Genomic DNA, 24,772 nt, shown 5'->3' with positions numbered 1-24,772 from the left:
TACCCGAGTAAATTACTCGGAATTATCTGGAGATATCCCAATAAATAATTAAACACGTAATCCCGTGGAATGGTCACTGAGGCACAAGGAAGAGCCTCAATCCTTTGACCAAAAAGGCTGCTAACAGCCCTGGAAGATCCATAAGAACCCTACGGACATTATGATACGCCTTTATACACACAGGTTTAAAGTGGTTTTGTGATGACCGTATTATTTTTAGCAGGTTGTATCAATTTTCACCCAAACAGGAGAAACAACCCTAAATTGATGCAACGCAATTTAAACTAAAAACGCGAAAACACTCCAGTAATATACCCAATAAATAAGTCTGATTTTATTGATCTAAAATAAGATTCAGATCTTACATATCGTGGTAGCCAGGGCTATTTGTTAACAGCTTGTGTGCGTTATCGGGCGGAAGGTTAAAATATGAAAGCAAAGAGGTAGCAATTTAACGTTAAATAATTTTTTCATCATTTAAGAATAATTAAACGCTAATGTTCAGGCTGTAAAAAGTGAGAAGGACGGAAATGAAAAAGGCCACCCGAAGGCGGCCTCAGTATCTATAATCTGACGAAAATTACTGCGGCAGTACCGCTTTCACCGCTTCACCGATGTCAGCCAGGCTGCGCACGGTTTTCACACCGGCTGCTTCCAGTGCAGCAAACTTCTCGTCCGCTGTACCTTTACCGCCTGCAATGATGGCCCCTGCGTGCCCCATACGTTTGCCTTTCGGCGCGGTCACACCGGCGATGTAACCCACAACCGGCTTGGTCACGTACTCTTTGATAAACGCAGCTGCTTCTTCTTCTGCGCTCCCGCCGATTTCACCGATCATCACGATGGCTTCTGTCTGCGGGTCATCCTGGAACAGCTTCAGGATGTCGATGAAGTTAGAGCCGGGGATCGGGTCACCGCCGATACCGACACAGGTAGACTGGCCGTAACCAATATCTGTCGTCTGCTTCACGGCTTCATAGGTCAGCGTACCGGAACGTGAAACGATACCGATGCGGCCTGGCTGGTGAATATGGCCAGGCATGATGCCGATCTTACAGGCACCGGGGGTGATCACACCCGGGCAGTTTGGACCGATCATGCGCACACCGGCTTCATCCAGCTTCACTTTCACCGTCAGCATATCCAGCGTTGGGATGCCTTCAGTGATGGTGATGATCAGCTTAATGCCCGCTTCAATCGCTTCCAGGATACCGTCTTTGCAGAACGGAGCCGGAACGTAAATTACGGATGCTGTCGCGCCTGTTGCCTCTACCGCTTCACGCACGGTGTTAAACACGGGCAGACCCAGGTGCTCAGTACCGCCTTTACCTGGCGTAACACCGCCAACCAGCTGAGTTCCATAGGCTAACGCCTGCTCGGAGTGGAAAGTCCCCTGGCCACCGGTGAAGCCCTGGCAGATAACTTTGGTGTTTTTATCAATCAGAATAGACATTATTTACCCTCCGCTGCGGCAACAACACGGTGTGCCGCATCGCTCAGGCTGGTTGCTGCAATAATATTCAGGCCGCTGTCTGCCAGTTTCTTAGCACCCAGCTCGGCATTGTTCCCTTCCAGACGCACAACAACCGGTACGTTAACGCCCACTTCTTCTACTGCACCAATGATGCCGTCAGCAATCAGGTCACAACGGACAATACCGCCGAAGATGTTGACGAAGACCGCTTTCACTGCGTCATCAGACAGGATGATTTTGAAGGCTTCGGTCACGCGCTCTTTGGTCGCGCCGCCGCCAACGTCGAGGAAGTTTGCTGGCTGGCCACCGCTCAGTTTCACGATGTCCATAGTTCCCATCGCCAGACCAGCACCGTTGACCATACAACCGATGTTACCTTCCAGCGCCACATAGTTCAGTTCCCACTGCGCTGCATGTGCTTCGCGGGAGTCTTCCTGGCTTGGGTCACGCATTTCGCGCAGTTCTGGCTGGCGGAACAAGGCATTGCCGTCGGCAGTCAGTTTACCGTCCAGGCAAACCAGATCGCCCTGCTTGGTGATCACCAGCGGGTTGATCTCAACCAGCGCCAGATCACGCTCCAGGAACAGTGTCGCCAGGCCCATAAAGATCTTGGTGAACTGACCAACCTGCTTACCGGTCAGACCCAGTTTGAACGCCAGCTCACGGCCCTGATAGGGCTGTGGCCCGGTCAGCGGGTCCAGCGCCATTTTGTGAATCAGGTGCGGGGTTTCTTCCGCCACTTTTTCAATTTCCACGCCGCCTTCAGTCGACGCCATAAATACGACGCGACGGGTGCCACGATCCACCACGGCGCCCAGGTAAAGTTCCTGGTCGATATCGGTCGCAGATTCAACCAGGATCTGATTAACCGGCTGGCCATGTGCGTCAGTCTGGTAGGTCACCAGACGCTTGCCCAACCAGTTTTCAGCGAAAGCGCGGATTTCTTCTTTACTGTTAACCACTTTCACACCGCCCGCTTTACCGCGGCCACCGGCATGAACCTGACATTTCACTACCCACGGGCCGGCACCAATTTTAGAGGCGGCTTCTTCTGCTTCACGTGGCGTGGTGCAGGCATAACCCGTTGGTGCCGGTAAGCCATACCGTGCAAACAACTGTTTTGCCTGATATTCGTGTAAGTTCATGATGTTCTATCCATTCAGGTCTGAAAAGATTTAGCCGCGAGAAGCGGCTACACATAGGGTTGGGTGCGGCGGTAAGCTGCCACACCCCAGGGGTTTAGACATCCAGCAGCAGACGCGCCGGATCTTCCAGCAGTTCTTTGATCGCCACCAGATAGCCCACAGATTCGCGGCCATCAATCAGACGGTGATCGTAAGACAGTGCCAGATACATCATTGGCTGGATAACAACCTGACCATTCACCGCCATTGGGCGATCTTTAATGGCATGCATACCCAGGATCGCGCTCTGCGGCGGGTTGATGATCGGGGTAGACATCAGGGATCCGAAAACACCACCGTTAGTAATGGTGAAGTTACCGCCGGTCAGTTCGTCAACGGTCAGCTTACCGTCGCGCCCTTTCACCGCCAGCTCTTTAATTTTCTTCTCAATGTCGGCCATGCTTAATGCATCCACATCTTTTAGCACCGGAGTCACCAGGCCGCGTGGCGTGGAAACCGCAATGCTGACGTCGAAGTAGTTGTGATACACCACTTCTTCGCCATCGATGGACGCATTCACTTCCGGGTAGCGTTTGAGCGCTTCGACAACAGCCTTGATGTAGAAGGACATAAAGCCCAGACGCACACCGTGGCGTTTTTCGAAGGCATCACCGTACTGCTTACGCAGGGCCATAATGGGCTGCATGTTGACTTCGTTAAACGTGGTCAGCATCGCCGTGCTGTTTTTCGCTTCCAGCAGGCGTTCAGCCACACGTTTACGCAGACGCGTCATTGGCACACGTTTTTCACTGCGGTTGCCCAGGGAAGCGGCCGGTGCAGCAGCGGCTGCTTTTGGCTCCGCGCTCTTCGCCGGGGCTTTCGCCAGATGCTTTTCCACATCTTCACGGGTGATACGTCCGCCAACACCGCTGCCTTTGATGGCGGCTGCGTCAAGGCTGTGCTCTGCAATCAGACGGCGAATTGCCGGGCTGAGGGCATCATTGCTCTCTTCTTCAAGCGAGGCCGTTGCGCGCTGCGCAGGCGTCGACTCTTTGGCTTCGGCTTTAGCCGAGGTTTCTTTGCCGCCGCTGTTGCCTTCTTTCAGGCGACCCAGCGCCTGGCGAGAAACCACAGTTGCGCCTTCATCTTCGAGGATAGCTTCCAGGACACCATCTGCAGATGCAGGGACTTCCAGAATCACTTTGTCTGTTTCAATTTCTACCAGCACTTCGTCACGTTTGACGCTGTCGCCCGGTTTTTTGTGCCAGGTCGCCACGGTGGCATCTGCCACGGATTCAGGCAGGTCAGGAACAACGATATCTACGCTACTCATTCTTTTTCCTTAATTATTCAACGTTCAGCGCGTCATTAACCAGATCTTGCTGCTGCTTCTGGTGAACGGACATGTAGCCAACTGCCGGTGATGCAGATGCAGGACGACCGGCATAACGTAATGAAGCCCCAAACGGTACGACTTCGCGGAAGTGATGCTGGCTGCAATACCATGCGCCCTGGTTCAGTGGCTCTTCCTGACACCAGACAAAATCATGCACATGAGAGTATTGCTGCAACACATCCTGCACCGCTTTGTGTGGGAACGGATAAAGCTGCTCAATACGCACGATAGCCACGTCGGTTTGCTCATTCTTACGACGTTTATCCAGCAGGTCGTAATACACCTTACCGGAACACAGCACGACACGTTTGACGCCTTTAGGGTCGAGATCGTCGATTTCCCCAATGGCAGGCAAGAACGCACCGCTGGCCAATTCTTCCAGAGAAGATACCGCCTGTGGATGACGTAACAGTGACTTCGGTGACATCACTACCAGCGGACGACGCATACCGCGCAGCGCCTGACGACGCAGCATATGGTAAACCTGCGCTGGCGTTGACGGCACGCAAACCTGCATGTTCTGCTCTGCACACAGTTGCAGATAACGCTCCAAACGCGCTGAGGAGTGCTCAGGGCCCTGACCTTCATAGCCATGTGGCAGAAGCATCACCAGGCCACACATACGGCCCCATTTCTGCTCGCCGGAGCTGATGAACTGGTCAATCACGACCTGCGCACCGTTCGCGAAGTCACCGAACTGCGCTTCCCAGATGGTCAGGGTGCGTGGTTCTGCGGTGGCGTAGCCATATTCAAACGCCAGCACGGCTTCTTCAGACAGCACGGAGTCCCATACTTTGAAGATGCCCTGCCCGTTATGTACATGCTGTAACGGCGTGTAGGTCGAACCATTCGCCTGGTTATGGATAACCGCATGACGGTGGAAGAACGTGCCACGCCCCATATCCTCACCGGACAGACGGCATGGGATGCCTTCATCCACCAGCGTGGCATAAGCAAGGTTTTCTGCTGCGCCCCAGTCGAACGGTTTATTACCGGCCGCCATTTCAGCGCGATCGTTGTAAATCTTCGCCACACGGGACTGCATTTCGACAGATTCCGGTACCGTGCTAATGCGTTTTGCCAGTGCCTGCAAACGTTTCAGTTCGATAGATTCCGGGTAGCCTTCATCCCAGTCGTGGTTCAGATACGGTGACCAGGTGAAAGAGTGCAGGCTCATTGGACGCCATTCCGGCACCACGCATTCACCGGCATCCAGTGCATCACGGTACAGGTTGACCATTTCCGTGGCATCTTCCAGGCTGGCGACCTTTTCGGCTTCCAGCTTGTCAGCATAGAGTTTACGCGGCGTCGGGTGTTTCTTGATCTTCTGATACATCACAGGCTGCGTGGCACTTGGCTCATCAGCTTCGTTATGGCCATGACGGCGATAACAGACCAGGTCAATAAACACATCGCGTTTAAAGGTGTTACGGAAATCCAACGCAAGGCGGGTAACAAAAGCAACCGCTTCCGGGTCATCCGCATTGACGTGGAAGATCGGGGCCAGCACCATTTTACCGATATCAGTACAGTACTGGGTTGAACGGGCATCTTTCGGGTTGGAAGTGGTGAAACCAATCTGGTTGTTGATCACGATACGCACGGTACCGCCCACTTCGTAACCCCGGGCCTGCGACATGTTCAGGGTTTCCTGCACCACGCCCTGACCAATAACGGCAGCATCACCGTGAATGGTGATAGGTAAGACTTTATTGCTGGCAGGTTCATCAAGGCGGTCAAGACGGGCACGTACCGATCCCATCACTACCGGGCTGACAATCTCAAGGTGTGACGGGTTAAACGCCAGCGCCAGGTGAACCATGCCGCCTTCTGTTTCCACATCTGATGAGAAGCCCATATGGTACTTCACGTCACCCGTGCCGAGATGTTCTTTATGCTTACCGGAGAATTCGTCGAACAGGTCCTGTGGCTTTTTGCCCAGGACGTTGATCAGCACGTTCAGACGGCCGCGGTGTGCCATACCCAGCACCACTTCGCGCGTACCGCTCTTACCGGCATGACGAATCATCTCATTCAGCATCGGCACCAGCGCATCACCGCCTTCCAGTGAGAAGCGCTTCGCACCCGGGAATTTTGCTCCCAGATAGCGCTCCAGACCTTCTGCTGCGGTCAACTGCTTGAGGAAGCCTTTCTTCTCTTCAACAGAGTAAGAAGCCCGCCCCACCACCGATTCCAGACGCTGTTGGATCCAGCGTTTTTCTTCAGTGTTGGTAATGTGCATATATTCTGCACCGATCGAACCGCAATAAGTTTGTTGCAGCGCTGCAAACAAATCCGCCAGCTTCAGCGTCTCTTTGCCAATGGCAAAGGAACCGACATTGAAGCTCTCCTGAAAATCGGCTTCGCTCAGGCCATGGTAGGCCGGGTCGAGATCGGGTACAGCTTCCTGCTTCCACAGGCCTAACGGGTCAAGGTTTGCTTGCTGATGTCCGCGGAAACGGAAGGCGTTGATCAGCTGCAATACCTTAACCTGCTTGGCATTGGTTTCAGGGTCACTGACGGAGGCGGTGTAGCGCGAAGCATCTTTCGCCAGACGGCGGAAATACTCGCGGGTGGTGGAGTGAAATTGCTCAGGTCTAACCCCAGTTCCAGGAAGCTGCTGGAAAAGAGACTTCCAGGCCACATCGACAGAGTCAGGATCGGTTAAAAAGTCCTCATAGAGCTGCTCTATGTAGGACTGGTTCGCGCCGGCCAGCCAGGAGGAGTCTAGCCAGGGTTTCATCGCGCTGTTCTGCATTGTGATCCCTTAAGCATATTTGTGCTTTTTTTTTCGCCGTGGTTGTTTAATGGAACCTTTGCAAGTCCCGCGCCGCGTTAACGGCTTACCGTGGTACGGTTCTTCGATACGAGCGACCGGCCCGTAAGGGAACCTTTGCAAAGGGTTTCCAGCAACATCGCTCTGCCGAAAACACCTTACAAAGATGACCTGGTAAAACGCCGGGAACCCGCAGGCTCCCGGTACGTTACTGTTAAGCGCCCCGCTGCAACAGCATCGACTTAATATGGCCGATGGCACGCGTTGGGTTCAGCCCTTTCGGGCATACGCTCACACAGTTCATGATACTGTGACAGCGGAATACACTGAAAGCATCGTTCAGATTATCAAGACGTGCATCCGTTTCGGTGTCACGACTATCAATCAGGAAGCGGTATGCCGCCAGCAACCCTGCCGGACCAATAAATTTGTCCGGGTTCCACCAGAATGACGGGCATGAAGTGGAGCAACAGGCGCAAAGAATACATTCGTACAGACCATCCAGTTTTTCACGCTGCTCCGGCTTCTGAAGATGTTCCCTTGCTGGTGGTTTTTGCCCATTATTCAACAGGTAAGGCTTAATCTTCTCATACTGGGCATAGAATTGCCCCATGTCCACCACCAAATCGCGGATCACCGGTAAACCGGGCAGCGGGCGGATCACAATTTTCTGTTTACCATTACCCAACGCAGAAACGGGGGTAATGCAGGCAAGACCGTTTTTACCGTTCATATTGAGACCGTCGGAGCCACACACCCCTTCACGGCATGAGCGGCGAAATGCTAACGTCGGGTCTTTCTCTTTCAGACGCATCAACGCGTCCAGCAACATCATGTCACGGCCGTCTTCAGACTCCAGCGTGTATTCCTGCATACGCGGAGCATCATCGACTTCCGGGTTGTAACGATAGATGGAAAATTCGAGTCTCATGGTGTTATCTCCGCAAACTAGTATGTACGTGCTTTCGGCGGGAAGGCCGCACGCAGTTTCGGCTGCATGTTCACCTCACGGCGCGTCATGCTTTCAGTCAGCGGCAGATACACGCTGTGACATAACCAGTTTGCATCGTCACGATCAGGATAGTCGAAGCGGCTGTGTGCCCCACGGCTTTCCGTACGATAGTTGGCTGATACCGCCGTGGCGTAAGCCGTCTCCATCAGGTTATCCAGCTCCAGGCACTCAACACGCTGAGTATTGAAGTCCGGAGATCGGTCATCCAGTCGGGCATTTTTCAGACGCTCACGTAGCACTTTCAACTCTTCCAGACCACGCGCCATCGCATCACCTTCACGGAAGACCGAGAAGTTATTCTGCATACACGCCTGCAACGCTTTACGCAGGTCTGCCGGGTCTTCACCCGTGACGTTATTGTTCCAGCGGTTCAGTCGGGCCAGAGAAGCATCAATTTCTGCTTCCGTCGCATCGCGCAGTTCACCCTGCTCGGCAATGGATTCCTGCAAATGCACACCCGCAGCACGGCCAAACACCACCAGGTCAAGCAACGAGTTGCCGCCCAGGCGGTTAGCACCGTGGACAGACACGCAGGCAATTTCGCCTACCGCAAACAGGCCCGGAACCAGAATATCTTCACCCTTCTCGTTCACCGTCAGTGCCTGACCGCTCACTCGCGTCGGAATCCCCCCCATCATATAGTGGCAGGTTGGGATCACTGGGATCGGTTCTTTCACCGGGTCCACGTGAGCAAAGGTTCGCGACAGCTCAAGGATCCCCGGCAAACGTGCTTCCAGCACATCTTTACCCAAGTGATCCAGTTTCAGCTTAGCGTGCGGACCCCAAGGACCGTCACAGCCACGGCCCTCACGGATTTCGATCATAATAGAACGCGCCACCACGTCACGACCCGCCAGGTCTTTCGCATTTGGAGCATAACGCTCCATAAAGCGTTCGCCGTGTTTATTCAGCAGATATCCGCCTTCACCACGGCAACCTTCAGTCACCAGCACGCCCGCCCCCGCAATACCGGTCGGGTGGAACTGCCACATTTCCATATCCTGCACCGGTACACCGGCACGCAATGCCATACCCACGCCGTCACCGGTACAGATATGGGCGTTCGTGGTTGACTGGTAGATACGACCGGCGCCGCCGGTCGCCAGCACGGTGGCACGTGCTTTGAAATACACAACTTCACCATCTTCAATGTTCAGCGCAGTACAGCCGACAATGGCACCATCGGCGTTTTTCACCAGGTCCAACGCATACCATTCGGAGAAGATGGTGGTTTTATTCTTCAGGTTCTGCTGATACAGCGTATGCAACAACGCGTGCCCGGTACGGTCAGCCGCTGCTGCCGTTCGTGCGGCCTGCTCGCCACCGAAATTCTTCGACTGGCCACCAAACGGACGCTGATAAATACGGCCATCATCCAGACGGGAGAATGGCAGGCCCATATGTTCCAGTTCGGTCACTGCATCCGGGCCGGTTTTACACATATATTCAATCGCGTCCTGGTCACCGATATAGTCGGAACCTTTGACCGTGTCATACATGTGCCATTCCCAGTTGTCTTCGTGGGTATTACCCAGCGCCACGGTAATACCGCCTTGCGCAGACACGGTATGGGAACGGGTTGGGAAAACTTTGGACAACAGGGCACAGGTCTGGCCCGATTGGGAAATCTGTAAGGCAGCGCGCATACCTGCACCGCCTGCGCCGATAACCACGGCATCAAATTCTCTGACTGGCAAACTCATCACGCACCCCACACAACAACAGTTCCATAAATTGCATACACCAACAGGGCTACCACAATCACCAGCTGCAGCATCATGCGCAGCGCCAGTGGTTTAATGTAGTCAGTCAGTACCTGCCACATCCCAATCCAGCCATGCACCAGAATGGAGAACAGCGTCAGAAGGGTGAAGACTTTCGTGAAGTTTGAGGCAAAAAAGCCACGCCAGATGTCATAGGTCAGGGTCCCTGACATCACGATAAAGCCGAGGATATACAGCACATAGAGGGTCATAACCATGGCGGCAGCACGCAGCAGCAGCCAGTCATGGATGCCGTTGCGACCCAGTGCAGAAGCATTGCTTACCATACGAGGACTCCAGCCAGGATTGAGAGCACGACAGTGATACCGAATGCAATTTGCGCGGAAAACTTACCCGTTTCTAAGGTTTCACCCAGGAAACCAAAGTCCATCATCATATGGCGAATGCCACCAGCGATATGGTACGCCAGTGCGGTTAAGATGCCCCACATGATGAATTTGGCAATAAAGCTGTCCATGACGGCAGATGCCTGGAGGAAGCCTTCGGGAGAAGAGAGAGACAGACCCAGTAACCAGAGCAGAATCCCGATCGCCACAAAGGTGATCACGCCGGACACGCGGTGGAGAATGGACGCAATTGCGGTTAAGGGAAACCGGATCGTTGTGAGATCCAAGTTGACAGGTCTTTGTTTTTTCACGGTTTTGCCCACACAGCTTTTCTTATTTTGCTTCCTCCGGTCCTGAAGGGGGGTCAGACAGCGTTATCTAAGTTGACCATTCGCGCCAGGCACCAAAACTACAACGTCCAGTGTCAAAAACGACGCGTATGAAACGCTGGGTGGCTCCTACTGCAGGGTAAATCCGGAGACCTGGCGGCAGTATAGGTGGATCACATTCTCATTACAATTCCCCTACAAACTCTTTGGGAACATTTCAGCGGAACAGTGATCACCCTCACGATTTTCATAATTGATACAATTTTAATTATCTGATTTGACAAAAGTTCAACATTCTTGTTACAAACGGACGAATAAAAGTTCTATGATGCACAAAAGTTATGGGGATACACTTTCCCCTAAGCACAAGTTATGTAACATTGGTTGGGATTACCCATAAAGCATCAGGTTTTGACGATAACGTAAGTCATTACCAGACCGGATCTTTATACAACCATGTACGCATCAGTAATATGTCATCCCGGCCAGTACGCGCCCGTCACTCTGTACCCTGCACGCAAAAAGATGCCACAGAGATGATGACCTTCTGCGCCAGACACAAGGCTGGGGAATATGACTTTCCTGGTGATAAAGATCCCTAAAATACGGCGCTAAGGAGACTGTAAATGGCTGATAAAAAAGCAACACTAACCCTGGATGGCGAAGATCCTATCGTGCTCGATGTACTGAAAGGTACATTGGGTCAGGAAGAAATCGATGTCCGGAATCTGGGTTCCAAAGGGTATTTCACCTTTGACCCCGGCTTTACTTCTACTGCATCCTGCGAATCTAAAATCACCTACATCGACGGTGATGAAGGCATCCTGCTGCACCGTGGTTTCCCGATTGACCAGTTAGCGTTGCACTCTAATTACCTGGAAGTCTGCTACATCCTGCTGAATGGCGAAGCGCCAACAGAGAAAGAGTTTGAAGAATTCAAACTCACCGTAACGCGCCATACGATGCTGCATGAGCAGATTCACCATCTGTTCCGTGGCTTCCGCCGTGACTCACATCCAATGGCTGTAATGTGTGGTGTCACCGGTGCGCTGGCGGCATTTTATCATGATGCCATGGACGTCAACATTGAGCGCCATCGCGAGATCGCGGCGTTCCGTCTGCTGTCCAAAATGCCAACCATGGCGGCCATGTGCTACAAATATTCTATCGGTCAGCCGTTTGCTTATCCGCGCAACGACTTGTCCTATGCCGGTAACTTCCTGCATATGATGTTCTCCACGCCGTGTGAAGAGTATGTGGTGAACCCGGTGCTGGAACGCGCTATGGACCGTATTCTGATCCTGCACGCTGACCATGAGCAGAACGCATCAACCTCCACTGTGCGTACCGCCGGTTCGTCTGGTGCCAACCCGTTTGCCTGTATCGCTGCAGGTATCGCCTCCCTTTGGGGACCGGCCCACGGCGGTGCTAACGAAGCCTGTTTGCGCATGCTGGAAGAGATCAGCACCGTTGAACATATTCCTGAGTTCCTGCGCCGCGCGAAAGACAAAAACGATTCGTTCCGTCTGATGGGCTTCGGCCACCGCGTTTACAAGAACTACGATCCGCGTGCCACCGTAATGCGTGAAACCTGCCATGAAGTGTTGAAAGAGCTGGGCATGAAAGATGACCTGCTCGAAGTCGCGATGGAGCTGGAACACATTGCGCTGAACGACCCGTACTTCATTGAGCGTAAACTCTATCCAAACGTCGACTTCTATTCAGGCATCATTCTGAAAGCGATGGGCATTCCGTCTTCCATGTTTACGGTGATCTTTGCGATGGCACGTACCGTGGGCTGGATTGCACACTGGAAAGAGATGCATGACGATGGCGTAAAAATCGCCCGTCCACGCCAGTTGTATACTGGTTACGACCAGCGTGATTTCGCGTCAAACATTAAAAAGTAATCGTTATACGCGAAAAAATGGCCGGGCTTGTCCCGGCCATTTCTATTTCTGGCATCCGGCGCACCAGTAAAATGGCCGCGATGACAGCATCGTGCGCTCAATCGTCCCGCCACAGCGCTCACACGCCTTCCCTGCCCGGTGAAACACCTTAAAACGAAACAGTGCGCCATGATGATGCTTTTCATCCGCCTGCCCGCGCGTCTGATAAGAGAGACGCGGCACCGCCAGTAAAGCGGTGACCAGCGCATCACACTGAGCCTCATTTAACGACTCGGCTTTATGGTGTGCAGCCAGTTGCGCCTGCCAGAGTATTTCCACGCGCAGATAATTACCCAGCCCGGCCAGGAAAGCCTGGTCCAGCAGCAGGCCGCTAAACTGACGGCGGCGAAAACGCGGCGATAACAGGCGCTCGCGCACCGTCTCTTCCGTCAACGACATATCCAGCACGTCCGGCCCGATCTTTAACAGGAACGGATGACGGGCGACGCCTTCAGCATCCAGCAGCTCAATCTCGGACGCGCTGAACAGCAGCAGCGTTTTATCCGCCGCCGCCAGACGCACGCGCAGGATGCGTTTTCCCTCAGGCACACTTCCGGTTTTCACTACCCGCCAGACACCGTACAGCTGGTTATGGCTGTACAACGTCAGCCCATTGGAAAAATGGGTCAACAGCGCTTTTCCACGCGTTTCAATCGAGACAACTCGCTCACCGATCAGCGCCTGCTGATACGTTTGCAGCTCCGGGTAGGAAAACCAGACATCGGTCAGCACCTTGCCTTGTAGTGCCTTTTCCAGTTGATCCGCTGCACGGCGGATTTCCGGGCCCTCAGGCATAGATCCTCACTCTGAATTAATGGGTTGCGCCGCCTTCAAGGCGAATATCGTCTTCCACCGTCAGGGCGATACTGATCGCCATTTCCAGCGCCAGCACGACTGAAGCCTGCGACATACTCGGCACGCCGGGATGCTTGACGGCCTGCTCAGGCAGGTACGGGATATGGATAAACCCACCACGCGTTTTGCGCCGCCGCAGATGGTGCAGCAAACCATACATGATGGCGTTACAGACATAGGTTCCGGCGGTCTGCGATACCGAGACGGGGATCCCCGCTTCACGGATACCCGCCACCATCGCTTTCACTGGCAGCGTGGAAAAATAGGCTGCAGGTCCCTGCGGTTCGATAGGTTCATCGACCGGCTGCACACCGGCATTATCAGGAATGCGTGCATCGATCACATTGATCGCTACGCGCTCAATGCTGATATCAGCCCGCCCCCCCGCCTGCCCAACCGCAATCACCAATTCCGGTTTCAGCTCATCAATCAGACGCGTTATCTCATCAACCGCTGCACCAAACACACAGGGTAGTTGCCGGGCGACAACTTTGGTGTTGCCAATCAAGCGATCGCTAAGCTGATTTACCGCCTCCCAGGAGGGGTTCAACAGCTCGCCATCAAAGGGCTCAATGCCCGTAATCAGTACCGTTTTCATCGTTCCTCACAAAAACATCAGGAAATACAGCAGGAATATGTTGGTAATCAACAGTAGCACACCGGTCGGGACCTGGGCCTTGATCACCGCATTGCGGTCTGGCAGCTCCAGCAGTCTAGCAGGCACAATATTGAAGTTGGCAGCCATTGGTGTCATCAGCGTGCCACAGTAACCACAGAACATACCGATTGCCGCCATCACCGCCGGATTACCATGATGTTGCAGTACCAGGATCGGAATGCCGATACCTGCCGTCACGATGGGGAAGGCCGCAAAAGCATTACCCATCACCATGGTCAGCAGCGCCATGCCGCCCGCATACAACACGACGGCGATAAAGCGGTTGTCTACGGCCAGATAGCTTTCGGTCAGATGAGAAATCGCCGTTCCCACGCCCGCGCTGGTGAACAGCAGCCCTAACGTTGCCAGAATCTGCGGCAGGATAAATGCCCAGCCAATCGAGTCCAGCAGACGACGTGCCTCCTGTAAGGACTGTGCCGGGGATTCCCGCGTCATCCTCAGCGCCAGCAACCATGCCAGCAGGCAGCCAATCGACATCGAGAATAGCGTAACCAGAGTGGCATGATTCCCGGCCCCGAAGACTGCCTGTTGCAAACCGGGAATATTGTTGAACGCCAGTACCCCAATCACCGTGACCACCGGGATGATCAGTGCAGGCAGGAATAGACGATTCCCCAGGCGCTCTGCCCGTTCAATACGCTGTTCCGGGGTCCGCTGCGAGTAACTGCCGAGCTTAACGCCGCCCAACCCGGCAATCAGTGCCATCACGACAACGCCCACGCCAATAGAGATATGCAGCGTACGCGCCCCCACCAGATCCGTGGCCCATTCCCCCACAAAGAACACCAGACCATACAATGCCCAAAACAGCCCGGTCGTCAGTCGGCGAGGATTGGTTTTATCCCGCCACGACATCAGCGCAACCACCAGCAGAATGGTGCCCGCCAGCCAGTACAGATAATTTTGCTGGAACATCAGCGTCCCCCCTTCTGTTGCAGCGCAGTGGCATTCAACTGGCTCAGCTCGTTCGCCAGCGTTTTATCAAGACGATGCAGGCGCACCGCGTGAATTAAAAATGCACACAACGCGGTAGGGATCCCCCAAAGAGCAATATGCAGCGGTTCGGTCTGGATCCCCGCGGACTCCTGCATAAAGTTATGCATAAAGATAATGGCGCCAAAGGCGACAAAAATATCCTCACCAAAGAACAGCCCGACATTATCGGTGGCGGCAGCCATTGCCCGGAGCCGGTAGCGCACCGCCGGAGGCAGTTCCCCATAACGGCTCTCAGCGGCACCTTCCGCCATGGGTGCCAGCAGCGGACGCACCATTTGAGGATGCCCGCCGAGGCTGGTCAGCCCCAGAGCAGCGGTGATCTCGCGTGCCAACAGATACACAATCATCAACCTGCCCGCCGTGGCGCTACGAATGCGCGCAATCCATGCCTGGGCACGTTCTTTCAATCCGTTACGCTCCAGTAAACCGATAATCGCCAACGGAAGTAACAGAATAAACGGCAAATTACGGGTATTGAGGAACCCGGCACCCAGTTTTTCCAGAATATCGGCGACCGGCATTTGTGCAGCCAGACCGGTGATCAGCCCGGCAACCACCACCACAATCACCGGGTTGAAGCGTAAAAGAAAACCCACCACGATGGCAGCGATCCCCGCAAGGGGCCAGAGATTGACAACAGCGTCCATATTGACTCCTGAAGCAGAAAAAAACGCCCCAACAACGGTCAGGGCGTATCATAAAAAATCGGTATTAACGGCTGGTCACCGCAATGTGCTGCTGGCTGAATGCCTGCCGCAGCTGTCGGGCAAAATCGAGTGCATGCGCGCCATCACCGTGCAGGCACACCGTGTCAGCCTTAACCTTCACCCACTCGCCGCTCAGGCTTTGAACCTGCCCCTGTTGAATCATCGCCAACGTCTGGGTAATCGCCTGTTCGTTACTGTCCACCAGCGCACCAGGTTGGCCACGCGGAACCAGTGAGCCATCCGTTTGATAACCACGGTCGGCAAACACTTCCTGCCGGGTAATTAATCCGTGGTGAACACCCGCGCGAATCAACTCGCTGCTGGCAAGGCCAACCAGTATTAGCGCCGGGTCTACGGCTTTAACCGCTGCGGCAATCGCATCCGCCAGCTGCGGGTCGCAGGCCGCCTGGTTGTAAAGCATCCCGTGAGGTTTAACGTGAACCAGCCTGCCCCCTTCACTTTCCGTCAGCGCTTTCAGCGCGCCAACCTGGTACACCACCTGCGCATAAACGGTTTCCGCAGGAAGTTGCATAGCGGTACGACCGAAGTTTTCACGGTCAGGGAAGCTGGGATGCGCACCAATGGCGACGCCAAACTCACGTGCCCAGCGTACAGACTGCAACATCGTTTGCGCGTCACCCGCATGGAAACCACAGGCAATATTGGCTGAAGAGACCAGCTGCAACAGCTCGCGGTCACAACCCGCCCCTTCCCCCAGATCGGCATTAAGATCGACGTTCATTGGCTAACCCCCAGGCCATGTGATCCAGTGAACGCTGCTGCTCATTTTTGGCGCGCAGCGCTTCTTCTAACGTGCAGTGAACAAAGTGAATCGGTTCACCCAGGCGCAGCTGCGCCAGATGATAAAGATCGGCTTCGATTACGCAGGCAATACGCGGATATCCCCCGGTGGTTTGGGCATCGGCCATCAGCACAATGGGTTGTCCATTCGGTGGCACCTGCACCACGCCAGGCACCAGGCCGTGAGAGAGGAGATCGCGAGTGGCATTACGCTGTAATTTCCGCCCCTGCAAACGATATCCCATACGATTACTCTGTGGATTAAGCCGCCAGGCGCTGCGCCAGAATGCTTCCTGGCTGTCTTCACTGAACTCATGATATTCCGGGCCTGGCATGGCACGCACCCGATTCCCCCACAGCAACTGACGCACCCCCGCAGGCTGGTGGAACTGGCGAGTCGGTTCGCCCAGAGGCAAGATGTCACCGTCTTCCAGCTTACGTCCGGCAAAACCGCCGAAACCGGCTTTCAAATCGGTACTGTCCGATCCCAGCCTCTCGTCAACACGGTAACCGCCGCTGACAGCCAGATAGCTACGCATCCCACGCAGCGGCAAACTCAGGGTTAAACGCTGCCCTTTCTTCACCTCGGTGCGCCAGCCGGTCCAGACGGATTTGCCATCCAGTTCGGCATGACAGCCTGCACCTGCCAGCGCTATCCAGCCATCGCGCTGGAATTCGGCACAAAACTGACCCAGGGTGATTTCCAGTACCGCACTGTCGCGGGCATTGCCCACCAGCATATTGGCGGTTTGCATCGCCGGAGAGTCCAGTACGCCCCCCAGGCTGATGCCATATTTTCGCCAGCCAACACGGCCGCTATCCTGAATGCTGGTGCTCATTCCGGCACGAATAATCTTTAACATACCCCCTCCTTTTGCGGCACAAAGCGCACGCGGTCGCCGGGACGCAGCAACACCGGAGGGTGCGTATCCGGGGTAAACAGGGCCGTTTTAGTGTGGCCAATCAGCTGCCATCCGCCCGGTGCTGCCAGCGGATAAACCCCGGTCTGGCTGCCGCCGATCCCGACCGATCCAGCGGGAACCTGTACGCGTGGCTCAGCACGTCGCGGCGTATGCAGCCGCTCATCCAGACCACCGAGGTACGGGAACCCGGGTTGAAAACCGATAAAATAGACCACGTAGTCCACCGAGGCATGGCAGGCCACCACCTCAGAGGCTCTCATGCCGCTATGGCGGGCCACCTCGTCAAGATCCGGACCTGAATCACCGCCATAGACCACCGGGATTTCCATCAAACGTGATTCCAGCTCCAGCGATTCGCTGGCTTCCCACCACTGCTGTAACCACTCGATCGCATCCAGCGCGGTCTGCTGTGGATCGCTGAGCATCACGGTGATGTTGTTCATGCCCGGCACCACTTCGATCACTTCCGGTCGATCCTGCAATCGCTGCGTCAGGCCCCAAATGCGTTGCTGGCTGGCGAGTGATACTGGCGGTTCCAGCTCCAGTACGACTGCGCGTTCGCCTAACAGATAACAACGTGCTCGTTGCAAAAGGCGCCTCCTGAAAATAAGAAAAGGGAAAAAACCACTCACTCCAATGGCAAAATGGCGCGGCCAGTCAGCGGATGAGCAGGGTTAATTGCAGATATGACAGACAGTTATGCGGAATTGTTGTAACGGAGTCAACCTTCAGCGCGTTCCATCAGAACACGCTGAACGATCGGAAGGGCTCAGACAGGGTTATGAATGTCGATAAAGGTCACGTCCAGGCCGTGCTCGTTTGCCAGCCACTCCCCCAGCGCTTTAATGCCGTCACGCTCGGTAGCATGGTGGCCCGCAGCAAAGAAATGCAGGCCCTGCTCACGCGCGCTATGGATCGTCTGTTCAGACGCTTCACCGCTGATAAAAGCATCAACGCCAAACGCAGCAGCCTGATCGATATAGCCCTGACCGCCACCGCTGCACCAGGCAACGCGGCGGATAAGCGCAGGAGCATTGTCGCCACAGTGCAGTGGCTCACGCCCCAGAGCCGTAGCAATACGCCCGGCAAACTGCTCACCACTGACCGGCTCAGCCAACTCCCCCCAGGGCAGCAGCAGTGCAATTTCGCCTTTCACATCAATGCCAAACAGCCGGGCAAGCTGAGCGTTGTTGCCGATTGAAGGGTGACCGTCCAGCGGCAGATGCCAGCCAAACAGGTTAATATCGTTCGCCAGCAGAGTTTTCAGGCGCTGCCGTTTCATTCCTCTGATGGCTGGCGCTTCGCTTTTCCAGAAATAGCCGTGATGCACCAGCACAGCATCGGCCTCCAGACGCACCGCTTCATCGAGCAGCGCCTGACAGGCGGTGACACCGGTAATCACTTTTTTAATCTCGCTGCGGCCCTCAACCTGCAACCCGTTCGGGGCATAGTCTTTGTAATCCGCGCTGTTAAGTAACTGGTTAACCAGTTGTTCTAGCTCAGTATTTAGCATAATCAGTCCGTCTGTTTTCGTGCTGCTTCAAAAGCATCCAGCGTTTGCTGGCGCGCGTGTTTATGTTCCACGATCGGCAGCGGATAATCGAGACTTTGCTGATTTTTCTTTGCCCACTCATGCGGCTGATGGATATATTTTTCCGGCACCGCACGCAACTCCGGCAACCAGTGACGAATAAACTCCCCCGTTTTATCAAAGCGCTCGCCCTGGGTAGTCGGGTTAAAGATGCGAAAATAGGGGGCCGCATCCGTCCCTGTTGAGGCCGCCCACTGCCAGCCACCGTTATTCGCCGCCAAATCACCATCGAGCAGCTGCGACATGAAATAACGCTCACCTTCACGCCAGTCGATCAGCAGATCTTTCACCAGAAAGCTGGCGGTAATCATGCGTAAGCGATTATGCATCCAGCCAAGGCTGTTGAGCTGGCGCATTGCTGCATCGACAATGGGATAGCCGGTTTTTCCCTGTTGCCATGCCAGCAGCCCCCGCTCATCGTCGCGCCATTTAACGCCTCGGGTCCAGCGGGTGAATGGCTGATGCCGACACAATGACGGCCAGGCAACCAGAAGATGACGATAGAACTCACGCCAGATTAATTCATTCAGCCAGACAAACACCTGCGGATCCTCCAGACCGCGCGGATGCTGTTTCAGCAACCGGTGCAGGCACTGACGAGGAGACAGTACCCCGGTGGCCAGATACACCGACAGACGGCTGGTGCCATCGCGGGCCGGTAAATCACGCAGCTCCGGGTACTGCGTCACGGGCTGCTGGCAAAACTCACGCAGACGCGCAATCGCCGCCTGCTCTCCCACCGGAAACAAGCGGGCGTCCACCTCTTCACGCGGGTAATCGAATGCCTTGAAGGGACTATCGTTGGTTGCAATCGCCCCGCCCTCTCTCACATCAGGAGCAGGCAGACATTCGGGTAATCCCTCATGCAATCGCTTCACAAACGCCCGGCTGAACGGCGTAAACACTTTGTACATCTCGCGATTACCGGTCAGCACGCTGCCGGGTGGCAGCAGCAGGCTGTCGTCAAACCCCTGCACCATGACCTTTTGATCAAACAATGTCCGTTCTACCGCTGCATCACGCTGGCGCTCGTTCACTTCATACTGATAGTTGTAGAACAGACGGTCGACACGTTGCTCTTTGCAAAATTCCTGCAACAACGCCACTGAGGCCGTGAAATCGTCACACTCAGCGAGGTGCAAGGGAATGCCTTTTTTGGCCAGCGACTGCTGAACATCGAGCAGGCTCTGCCAGATGAACTCCGCCTGTTTCGGTGCCATGTGGTGCTGCGCCCATTGCCCGGGGGTCGCGATAAACAACGCTATCACCCTGGCATCCGCTGAACGGCAGGCGGCATGGAGTGCGTAGTTATCATTAATACGCAGGTCATTGCGCAGCCAGACCAGATGAGTTGTCATAATGCTCCCTGAGATTAATGCCCGTAACGCAGACGCAGAGATTCCGGATACGGCGCGAAATAGCGCTGCCCGGCCAGCCACGGATGCGGGAATTCCGCCATATAGTGTTTCAGTAAGGTAATAGGTGCCAGCAGCGGCTGGATCCCCTGACGATAATGGTCAATCAGCCCGGCCAGCTCCTGACGCTGGGCCGATGTCAGCTCACGGCGGAAATAGCCCTGTACATGCATCAGCACGTTGGTGTGATTGCTGCGGGAGGCGACCTGCTTCATCAGGTCCATCAGCCGCTGCCGGTACTCAAGTGCAAAATCGTCCAGCGATGCCCACTGATCCATCTTCGCGACAAAAGGCCCGATTTCACGATATGCAGGCTGGGAGTGCGCCAGCAGTAACAGCTTGTAGCGCGTATGAAATGCCATCAGTTTGGCGCGGGTCAACCCACTACGCCATAACTGGTTGAACTCATGCAAGGCATAGACCCGTGCAACGAAATTTTCACGCAACAGCGGATCATGCAGCCGCCCGTCTTCTTCTACGGGAAGCCAGGGCATCTGCGTCATCAGTTCACGGGTAAATATGCCGGTGCCAGATTTACGGTTGTTATTATTGTCGGGCTGGTAGATACGCACCCGCTCCATGCCACAGCTGGGAGATTTTGCACAGACAATGTAGCCACAGAGATGGTGCAGATGGCTGATTTTTTCCTGTGAAAAGGCGGCCATCTTGTCGGTCACCGGTGCATCCTGGCCGTTGCTAAAGCAGAGTGACACCTCACCTTCCCCAGCCTCAGTCAGGCGCAGCGCAGGCCTTGGTGTCGGCAAGCCGATGGCCATTTCCGGGCACACGGGTTCGAAGCGTAAAAAGGGAGCCAGGTGTTCTACCGCGAATTCATTGCGTTTGTGGCCGCCATCAAAACGCACCTTCTCACCTAACAAACAGGCACTAATACCAACTGGAATTTTATCGCCCATAATTATACAACCTCAAATTTCCTGTACAGATTTGAGTGTAGCGTAAAACACAGAGCAACAGGCAAAAAAAATCCCGCCAAACGGCGGGATCATTGATATTTGAGCCAAAATAGCCTGGGGCTGGCATTAACCCTTGCGGCGTTTTATTTAATAAAAATCGCAACCCGCCGCTTCAGCCTGTGCCAGCCAGACCGGCTGATCGCTGGTTTTGACCCAGACGCGATGCAGATAACTGTAAAAACGGGCGCGATCGGCGCGGAACAACATCACTGGCAGCGCAGCAATGCCGATAACCAGCACCGCAGTACGACGCATGAAAATCCGAGTGGATGAATAGTTATGATAAAGACTCATACGTCCTCCTGAAATGGGTAAAAGTGGCTGTGTGTAATCTGAACAAAATAGTACGCCTTATGATGTAATTTTGCTACTGATCCGACCACTTTTGTCGAAAAAAAAACCACCCCCCGCATGAAAACTGAAAGAAGGTTACACTTTCGTTAAATATTCACATATCAATGCTTGCTATAAGATCCATTTTTTAACAAACGCAGAGAAATCGGCACAATCAAAGACGGCTGCTTCTCTTTTTGCTAAATTATCCTGTCCCCGTTTTTCGCTGCGGTTATCTGCTGAGGTTCTGTGCCCACCATTCTGATTGTTGAAGATGAAAAAGAGATCCGCCGCTTTCTGCGCGTTGCGCTGGAAGGAGAAGGTTTTCGTGTTGTCGATGCCGACACCCTGACTCGCGGGTTAATCGAAGCCGCTACACGTAAACCTGAACTGGTGATACTCGACCTCGGATTGCCGGACGGAGACGGTTCACAGTTTATCCGTGAAGTGCGCCAGTGGAGCAGCATGCCAGTGATTGTGCTGTCAGCCCGCAGTGATGAGCAGGACAAAATCGCTGCGCTTGATGCCGGTGCTGATGACTTCCTCAGCAAGCCTTTTGGTGTGGGAGAACTGCTGGCGAGGGTCCGTGTTGCCTTGCGTCACCGTCCACAACCGGGTAATGACAGCCCTGTCGCGCTGGTCAGCTTTGGTAGTGTGAGTGTGGATATTGCCGCCCGTAGGGTGATGCGTAACGATGAAGATCTTCACCTGACGCCGATAGAATTCCGCCTGCTGGTCAGCCTGCTCAACCATCCAGGTAAAGTGATGACTCAGCGGCAGCTGTTAACCCAGGTGTGGGGACCGAATGCGGTTGAGCACAACCACTATCTGCGCATTTATATGGGCCATCTGCGCCACAAGCTGGAGCTGGACCCCGCCAGGCCCCTACATCTGCTGACCGAAACGGGTGTGGGTTATCGCTTTATGCCATAAAAAAAGGGCTCACTGCGTGAGCCCTTCTCTTCACAGCCTGATTCCTCAGGCGTTCTTCAGTACAGCACTCACAATTTCTACGGCTTCTTTCTCAATCTTCTCGCGGTGTTCAGCACCGAGGAAGCTTTCGCAATAGATTTTATAAGCATCTTCCGTACCGGATGGACGCGCAGCAAACCAGCCGTTTTTGGTCATCACTTTCAACCCGCCGATAGAGGCACCGTTACCCGGTGCTGCCGTCAGACGTGCCGTAATCGGATCACCCGCCAGGGTATCCGCACTGACCATTTCCGGGGACAGTTTTGACAGCGCGGCTTTCTGTGCGGAAGTCGCAGGCGCCTGAATACGGTTGTAGCTCGGTGCGCCAAAGCGCTGTGCCAGTTCGTCATAGTGCTGCTGCGGGTTCTTACCCGTTACCGCAGTAATCTCTGCGGCCAGCAGACACATGATGATCCCGTCTTTATCCGTTGACCACGGCGTGCCGTCGAAGCGCAGGAACGAAGCCCCAGCACTCTCTTCGCCACCAAAGCCGAAGCTGCCATCAAACAGACCATCAACAAACCATTTGAAACCGACCGGCACTTCTACCAGCTTGCGGCCCAGATCGTCGACCACGCGGTCAATCATCGCGCTGGAGACCAGCGTTTTACCGACGGCGACATCTTTGCCCCACTGCGGACGGTGCTGGAACAGATACTGGATCGCCACAGCCAGGTAGTGGTTTGGATTCATCAGTCCCGCAGGCGTGACGATGCCGTGGCGGTCGTAATCAGGATCGTTGGCAAACGCCAGGTCGAACTTGTCACGTAACGCCAGCAAACCCGCCATCGCCGACTCAGATGAGCAGTCCATACGGATCACACCATCGTGGTCGAGGTGCATAAAGCGGAAAGTCTGATCGACAGCATCGTTAACGATGGTCAGATCAAGATTGTAGAACTCCGCAATACGCTGCCAGTAGGCAATTCCCGAACCGCCCAGCGGATCAACGCCAATCTTCAGACCTGCTTTCTGGATCGCCGGAATATCAACAATCTGCGCCAGACCTTCGATATAAGGTTGGATCAGATCTTTTTCCGTCAAGTGACCACTGGCCCAGGCTTGATCCAGCGTAATACGTTTCACTTCTTTCAGGCTGTCTTTGATCAGAGCGTTAGCGCGGTCTTCCACCACTTTCGTGACGTTGGTATCGGCCGGGCCACCGTTTGGTGGGTTGTACTTAATGCCGCCATCTTCCGGTGGATTGTGTGAAGGCGTGATGACAATACCATCAGCCTGAGCACCACCGGTTTTATTGTGTTCGAGAATCGCATTGGAGATCGCAGGGGTTGGCGTATAGCCATTGTCCTGCTGAACGATCACATCAACACCGTTAGCAGTAAGCACTTCCAGTACCGAGATGATGGCCGGTTCAGACAACGCGTGCGTATCTTTACCGACGAAACAAGGACCGGTTACACCGTTCTTTTTGCGTTCTTCCGCAATCGCCTGTGCGATGGCCAGAATGTGCGTCTCGTTGAAGCTATGACGGCCCGCGCTACCGCGATGGCCGGAAGTGCCAAATTTCACCGCATGCTCTGCGTTACCCAGTTCAGGCTGCAGGACATAATATTGAGATGTTAATTGTGCAACGTTAATCAAATCGCTCTGCTGGGCGGGTTGCCCGGCACGGGGGTGATTGGCCATTGGCGCTTCTCCCTGACGCTTCAGTTAGAGGGTACCGCAAACTTTCTCTGTCAGCTCCACCGGGAACTGCATCGACAACATAATGTGTTCCACCATGCTGCGCTTACGGTCAGTATTTGTGTTGGTGATCACCCAATACGGTGTGCCCGGAATGTGCTGCGGCTTGGTATGGGTGCCATTCTCTACCAATGTTTGCTGGTTGCCCGCGAAGTAAACCCGCGTACGACCTTGCAGAGACTCAGTCGCTGCACCAAACGCTTTGGCATCCAGACTGTATAAAGTCGATAAAATCAGCATAAAGCGATTCACTGCACGCTTCTGCTCTGCGTACTCATCCGAAAGCAACAGCTCACGTACCGCACGAACACGATCCTGCGGTCGGGATGCAGATTGAATACCTGCCGTAGCAGGTTCTTTGGCTGCAACAGCAGCAGAAGCATTTGCCGCCACAGGCGCGGTTTGACCCGCAGTGAACTTCAGCATGCGACGCAAAATATCGGATGCGCTTTCACCAATATGCTGAGTGTGGCTGGCAATATAACGGTATAGCTCTTCGTCGACTTCTATCGTTTTCATCTTTATCCAGTACGGTTGTTGCTAGTATCAGAACCGGTCGTTCGCGGACAATCATCCACGCAACCATCATGACGTTGAGCCGATCCAGTTCTAACATCAGGATTATAAAGTTAAATCCCGCCAGGGTGTAGCG

Annotated in this window: 23 protein-coding genes; 2 read left to right on the top strand and 21 right to left on the bottom strand. The window is 54.4% G+C overall.

The window, feature by feature from the left end; all coding sequences use genetic code 11:
• Window positions 1-580: 580 nt before the first annotated feature.
• From sucD to sdhC, 8 genes are all read right to left on the bottom strand, one after another.
• Entirely contained in the window at window positions 581-1,453 is an 873-nt protein-coding gene (sucD, locus tag ACFL9S_RS02000; protein WP_062748464.1) for a succinate--CoA ligase subunit alpha, read from the bottom strand.
• On the bottom strand, window positions 1,453-2,619 hold the full coding sequence (gene sucC / locus ACFL9S_RS01995; protein ID WP_062748462.1) for an ADP-forming succinate--CoA ligase subunit beta: 1,167 nt from the start codon (window positions 2,617-2,619) through the stop codon (window positions 1,453-1,455). Before sucC ends, sucD begins: the two co-directional genes overlap by 1 nt.
• 94 nt (window positions 2,620-2,713) lie before the next feature.
• A complete protein-coding gene (gene odhB / locus ACFL9S_RS01990) occupies window positions 2,714-3,931 on the bottom strand; it encodes a 2-oxoglutarate dehydrogenase complex dihydrolipoyllysine-residue succinyltransferase (protein ID WP_405260037.1) in 1,218 nt (405 codons plus the stop codon).
• A 13-nt stretch (window positions 3,932-3,944) separates the two neighbouring features.
• A complete protein-coding gene (gene sucA, locus ACFL9S_RS01985; protein ID WP_405260036.1) occupies window positions 3,945-6,752 on the bottom strand; it encodes a 2-oxoglutarate dehydrogenase E1 component in 2,808 nt (935 codons plus the stop codon).
• Window positions 6,753-6,984: 232 nt separating this feature from the next.
• A complete protein-coding gene (locus ACFL9S_RS01980; RefSeq protein ID WP_405260035.1) occupies window positions 6,985-7,701 on the bottom strand; it encodes a succinate dehydrogenase iron-sulfur subunit in 717 nt (238 codons plus the stop codon).
• Window positions 7,702-7,718: 17 nt separating this feature from the next.
• Window positions 7,719-9,485, bottom strand: a complete 1,767-nt coding sequence (gene sdhA / locus ACFL9S_RS01975) for a succinate dehydrogenase flavoprotein subunit (RefSeq protein ID WP_405260034.1) — start codon at window positions 9,483-9,485, stop codon at window positions 7,719-7,721.
• The gene (gene sdhD / locus ACFL9S_RS01970; RefSeq protein ID WP_133845514.1) at window positions 9,485-9,832 is read right to left on the bottom strand and encodes a succinate dehydrogenase membrane anchor subunit; all 348 of its coding nucleotides are present in this window, start codon (window positions 9,830-9,832) and stop codon (window positions 9,485-9,487) included. Before sdhD ends, sdhA begins: the two co-directional genes overlap by 1 nt.
• The gene (sdhC, locus tag ACFL9S_RS01965; RefSeq protein ID WP_405260033.1) at window positions 9,826-10,215 is read right to left on the bottom strand and encodes a succinate dehydrogenase cytochrome b556 subunit; all 390 of its coding nucleotides are present in this window, start codon (window positions 10,213-10,215) and stop codon (window positions 9,826-9,828) included. The genes sdhD and sdhC overlap by 7 nt, the downstream gene beginning before the upstream one ends.
• Before the next feature lie 632 nt (window positions 10,216-10,847).
• Between sdhC and ACFL9S_RS01960 the strand changes: the two genes are divergently transcribed.
• Complete coding sequence (locus ACFL9S_RS01960) at window positions 10,848-12,131, top strand: citrate synthase (RefSeq protein ID WP_405260032.1); 1,284 nt, start codon at window positions 10,848-10,850, stop codon at window positions 12,129-12,131.
• Window positions 12,132-12,173: 42 nt separating this feature from the next.
• On the opposite strand, the gene nei is transcribed toward ACFL9S_RS01960, so the two are convergent.
• The 11 genes from nei to ACFL9S_RS01905 form a co-directional block, all read right to left on the bottom strand.
• A complete protein-coding gene (nei, locus tag ACFL9S_RS01955; protein ID WP_405260030.1) occupies window positions 12,174-12,965 on the bottom strand; it encodes an endonuclease VIII in 792 nt (263 codons plus the stop codon).
• A gap of 16 nt (window positions 12,966-12,981) precedes the next feature.
• On the bottom strand, window positions 12,982-13,623 hold the full coding sequence (gene pcp, locus ACFL9S_RS01950; RefSeq protein WP_405260029.1) for a pyroglutamyl-peptidase I: 642 nt from the start codon (window positions 13,621-13,623) through the stop codon (window positions 12,982-12,984).
• A gap of 6 nt (window positions 13,624-13,629) precedes the next feature.
• Window positions 13,630-14,619, bottom strand: a complete 990-nt coding sequence (locus tag ACFL9S_RS01945; RefSeq protein WP_405260028.1) for a DUF979 domain-containing protein — start codon at window positions 14,617-14,619, stop codon at window positions 13,630-13,632.
• Window positions 14,619-15,347 (bottom strand): DUF969 domain-containing protein, encoded by a 729-nt coding sequence (locus tag ACFL9S_RS01940; RefSeq protein ID WP_405260027.1) that lies wholly within the window; start codon window positions 15,345-15,347, stop codon window positions 14,619-14,621. The genes ACFL9S_RS01945 and ACFL9S_RS01940 overlap by 1 nt, the downstream gene beginning before the upstream one ends.
• A 64-nt stretch (window positions 15,348-15,411) precedes the next feature.
• Window positions 15,412-16,149, bottom strand: a complete 738-nt coding sequence (gene pxpA, locus ACFL9S_RS01935) for a 5-oxoprolinase subunit PxpA (protein ID WP_405260026.1) — start codon at window positions 16,147-16,149, stop codon at window positions 15,412-15,414.
• A complete protein-coding gene (pxpC, locus tag ACFL9S_RS01930) occupies window positions 16,133-17,071 on the bottom strand; it encodes a 5-oxoprolinase subunit PxpC (protein ID WP_405260025.1) in 939 nt (312 codons plus the stop codon). The genes pxpA and pxpC overlap by 17 nt, the downstream gene beginning before the upstream one ends.
• Window positions 17,065-17,721, bottom strand: a complete 657-nt coding sequence (gene pxpB / locus ACFL9S_RS01925; RefSeq protein ID WP_405260023.1) for a 5-oxoprolinase subunit PxpB — start codon at window positions 17,719-17,721, stop codon at window positions 17,065-17,067. Before pxpB ends, pxpC begins: the two co-directional genes overlap by 7 nt.
• Window positions 17,722-17,900: 179 nt before the next feature.
• Window positions 17,901-18,644, bottom strand: coding sequence for a type 2 GTP cyclohydrolase I (locus tag ACFL9S_RS01920; RefSeq protein WP_405260021.1), 744 nt, complete (start codon window positions 18,642-18,644; stop codon window positions 17,901-17,903).
• Window positions 18,645-18,646: 2 nt separating this feature from the next.
• Window positions 18,647-20,080 carry a deoxyribodipyrimidine photo-lyase gene (phrB, locus tag ACFL9S_RS01915; protein ID WP_405260020.1) on the bottom strand — a complete coding sequence of 478 codons (1,434 nt, stop codon included), beginning with the start codon at window positions 20,078-20,080 and terminating at the stop codon, window positions 18,647-18,649.
• Between the two features lie 14 nt (window positions 20,081-20,094).
• Window positions 20,095-21,051 carry a YbgA family protein gene (locus ACFL9S_RS01910; protein ID WP_405260019.1) on the bottom strand — a complete coding sequence of 319 codons (957 nt, stop codon included), beginning with the start codon at window positions 21,049-21,051 and terminating at the stop codon, window positions 20,095-20,097.
• A gap of 147 nt (window positions 21,052-21,198) precedes the next feature.
• Entirely contained in the window at window positions 21,199-21,405 is a 207-nt protein-coding gene (locus ACFL9S_RS01905; RefSeq protein ID WP_405260018.1) for a YbfA family protein, read from the bottom strand.
• A 288-nt stretch (window positions 21,406-21,693) separates the two neighbouring features.
• On the opposite strand from ACFL9S_RS01905, the gene kdpE reads away from it, so the two are divergent.
• Window positions 21,694-22,377: a two-component system response regulator KdpE gene (gene kdpE, locus ACFL9S_RS01900; RefSeq protein ID WP_405260017.1), complete on the top strand. Its 684-nt coding sequence runs from the start codon at window positions 21,694-21,696 to the stop codon at window positions 22,375-22,377.
• A gap of 45 nt (window positions 22,378-22,422) precedes the next feature.
• Here kdpE and pgm read toward each other — a convergent pair whose 3' ends face one another.
• Together pgm and seqA are read right to left on the bottom strand one after the other, a co-directional pair.
• Window positions 22,423-24,063: a phosphoglucomutase (alpha-D-glucose-1,6-bisphosphate-dependent) gene (gene pgm / locus ACFL9S_RS01895; protein WP_133845542.1), complete on the bottom strand. Its 1,641-nt coding sequence runs from the start codon at window positions 24,061-24,063 to the stop codon at window positions 22,423-22,425.
• Between the two features lie 24 nt (window positions 24,064-24,087).
• Entirely contained in the window at window positions 24,088-24,639 is a 552-nt protein-coding gene (seqA, locus tag ACFL9S_RS01890) for a replication initiation negative regulator SeqA (protein WP_405260016.1), read from the bottom strand.
• Window positions 24,640-24,772 lie beyond the last annotated feature (133 nt).

It is taken from the genome of Erwinia sp. AnSW2-5 (assembly GCF_045107195.1).
GTDB lineage: Bacteria > Pseudomonadota > Gammaproteobacteria > Enterobacterales > Enterobacteriaceae > Erwinia.
The sequence above is the reverse complement of the archived record's forward strand: the minus strand, read 5'-3'. Positions and strand labels throughout refer to the sequence as shown.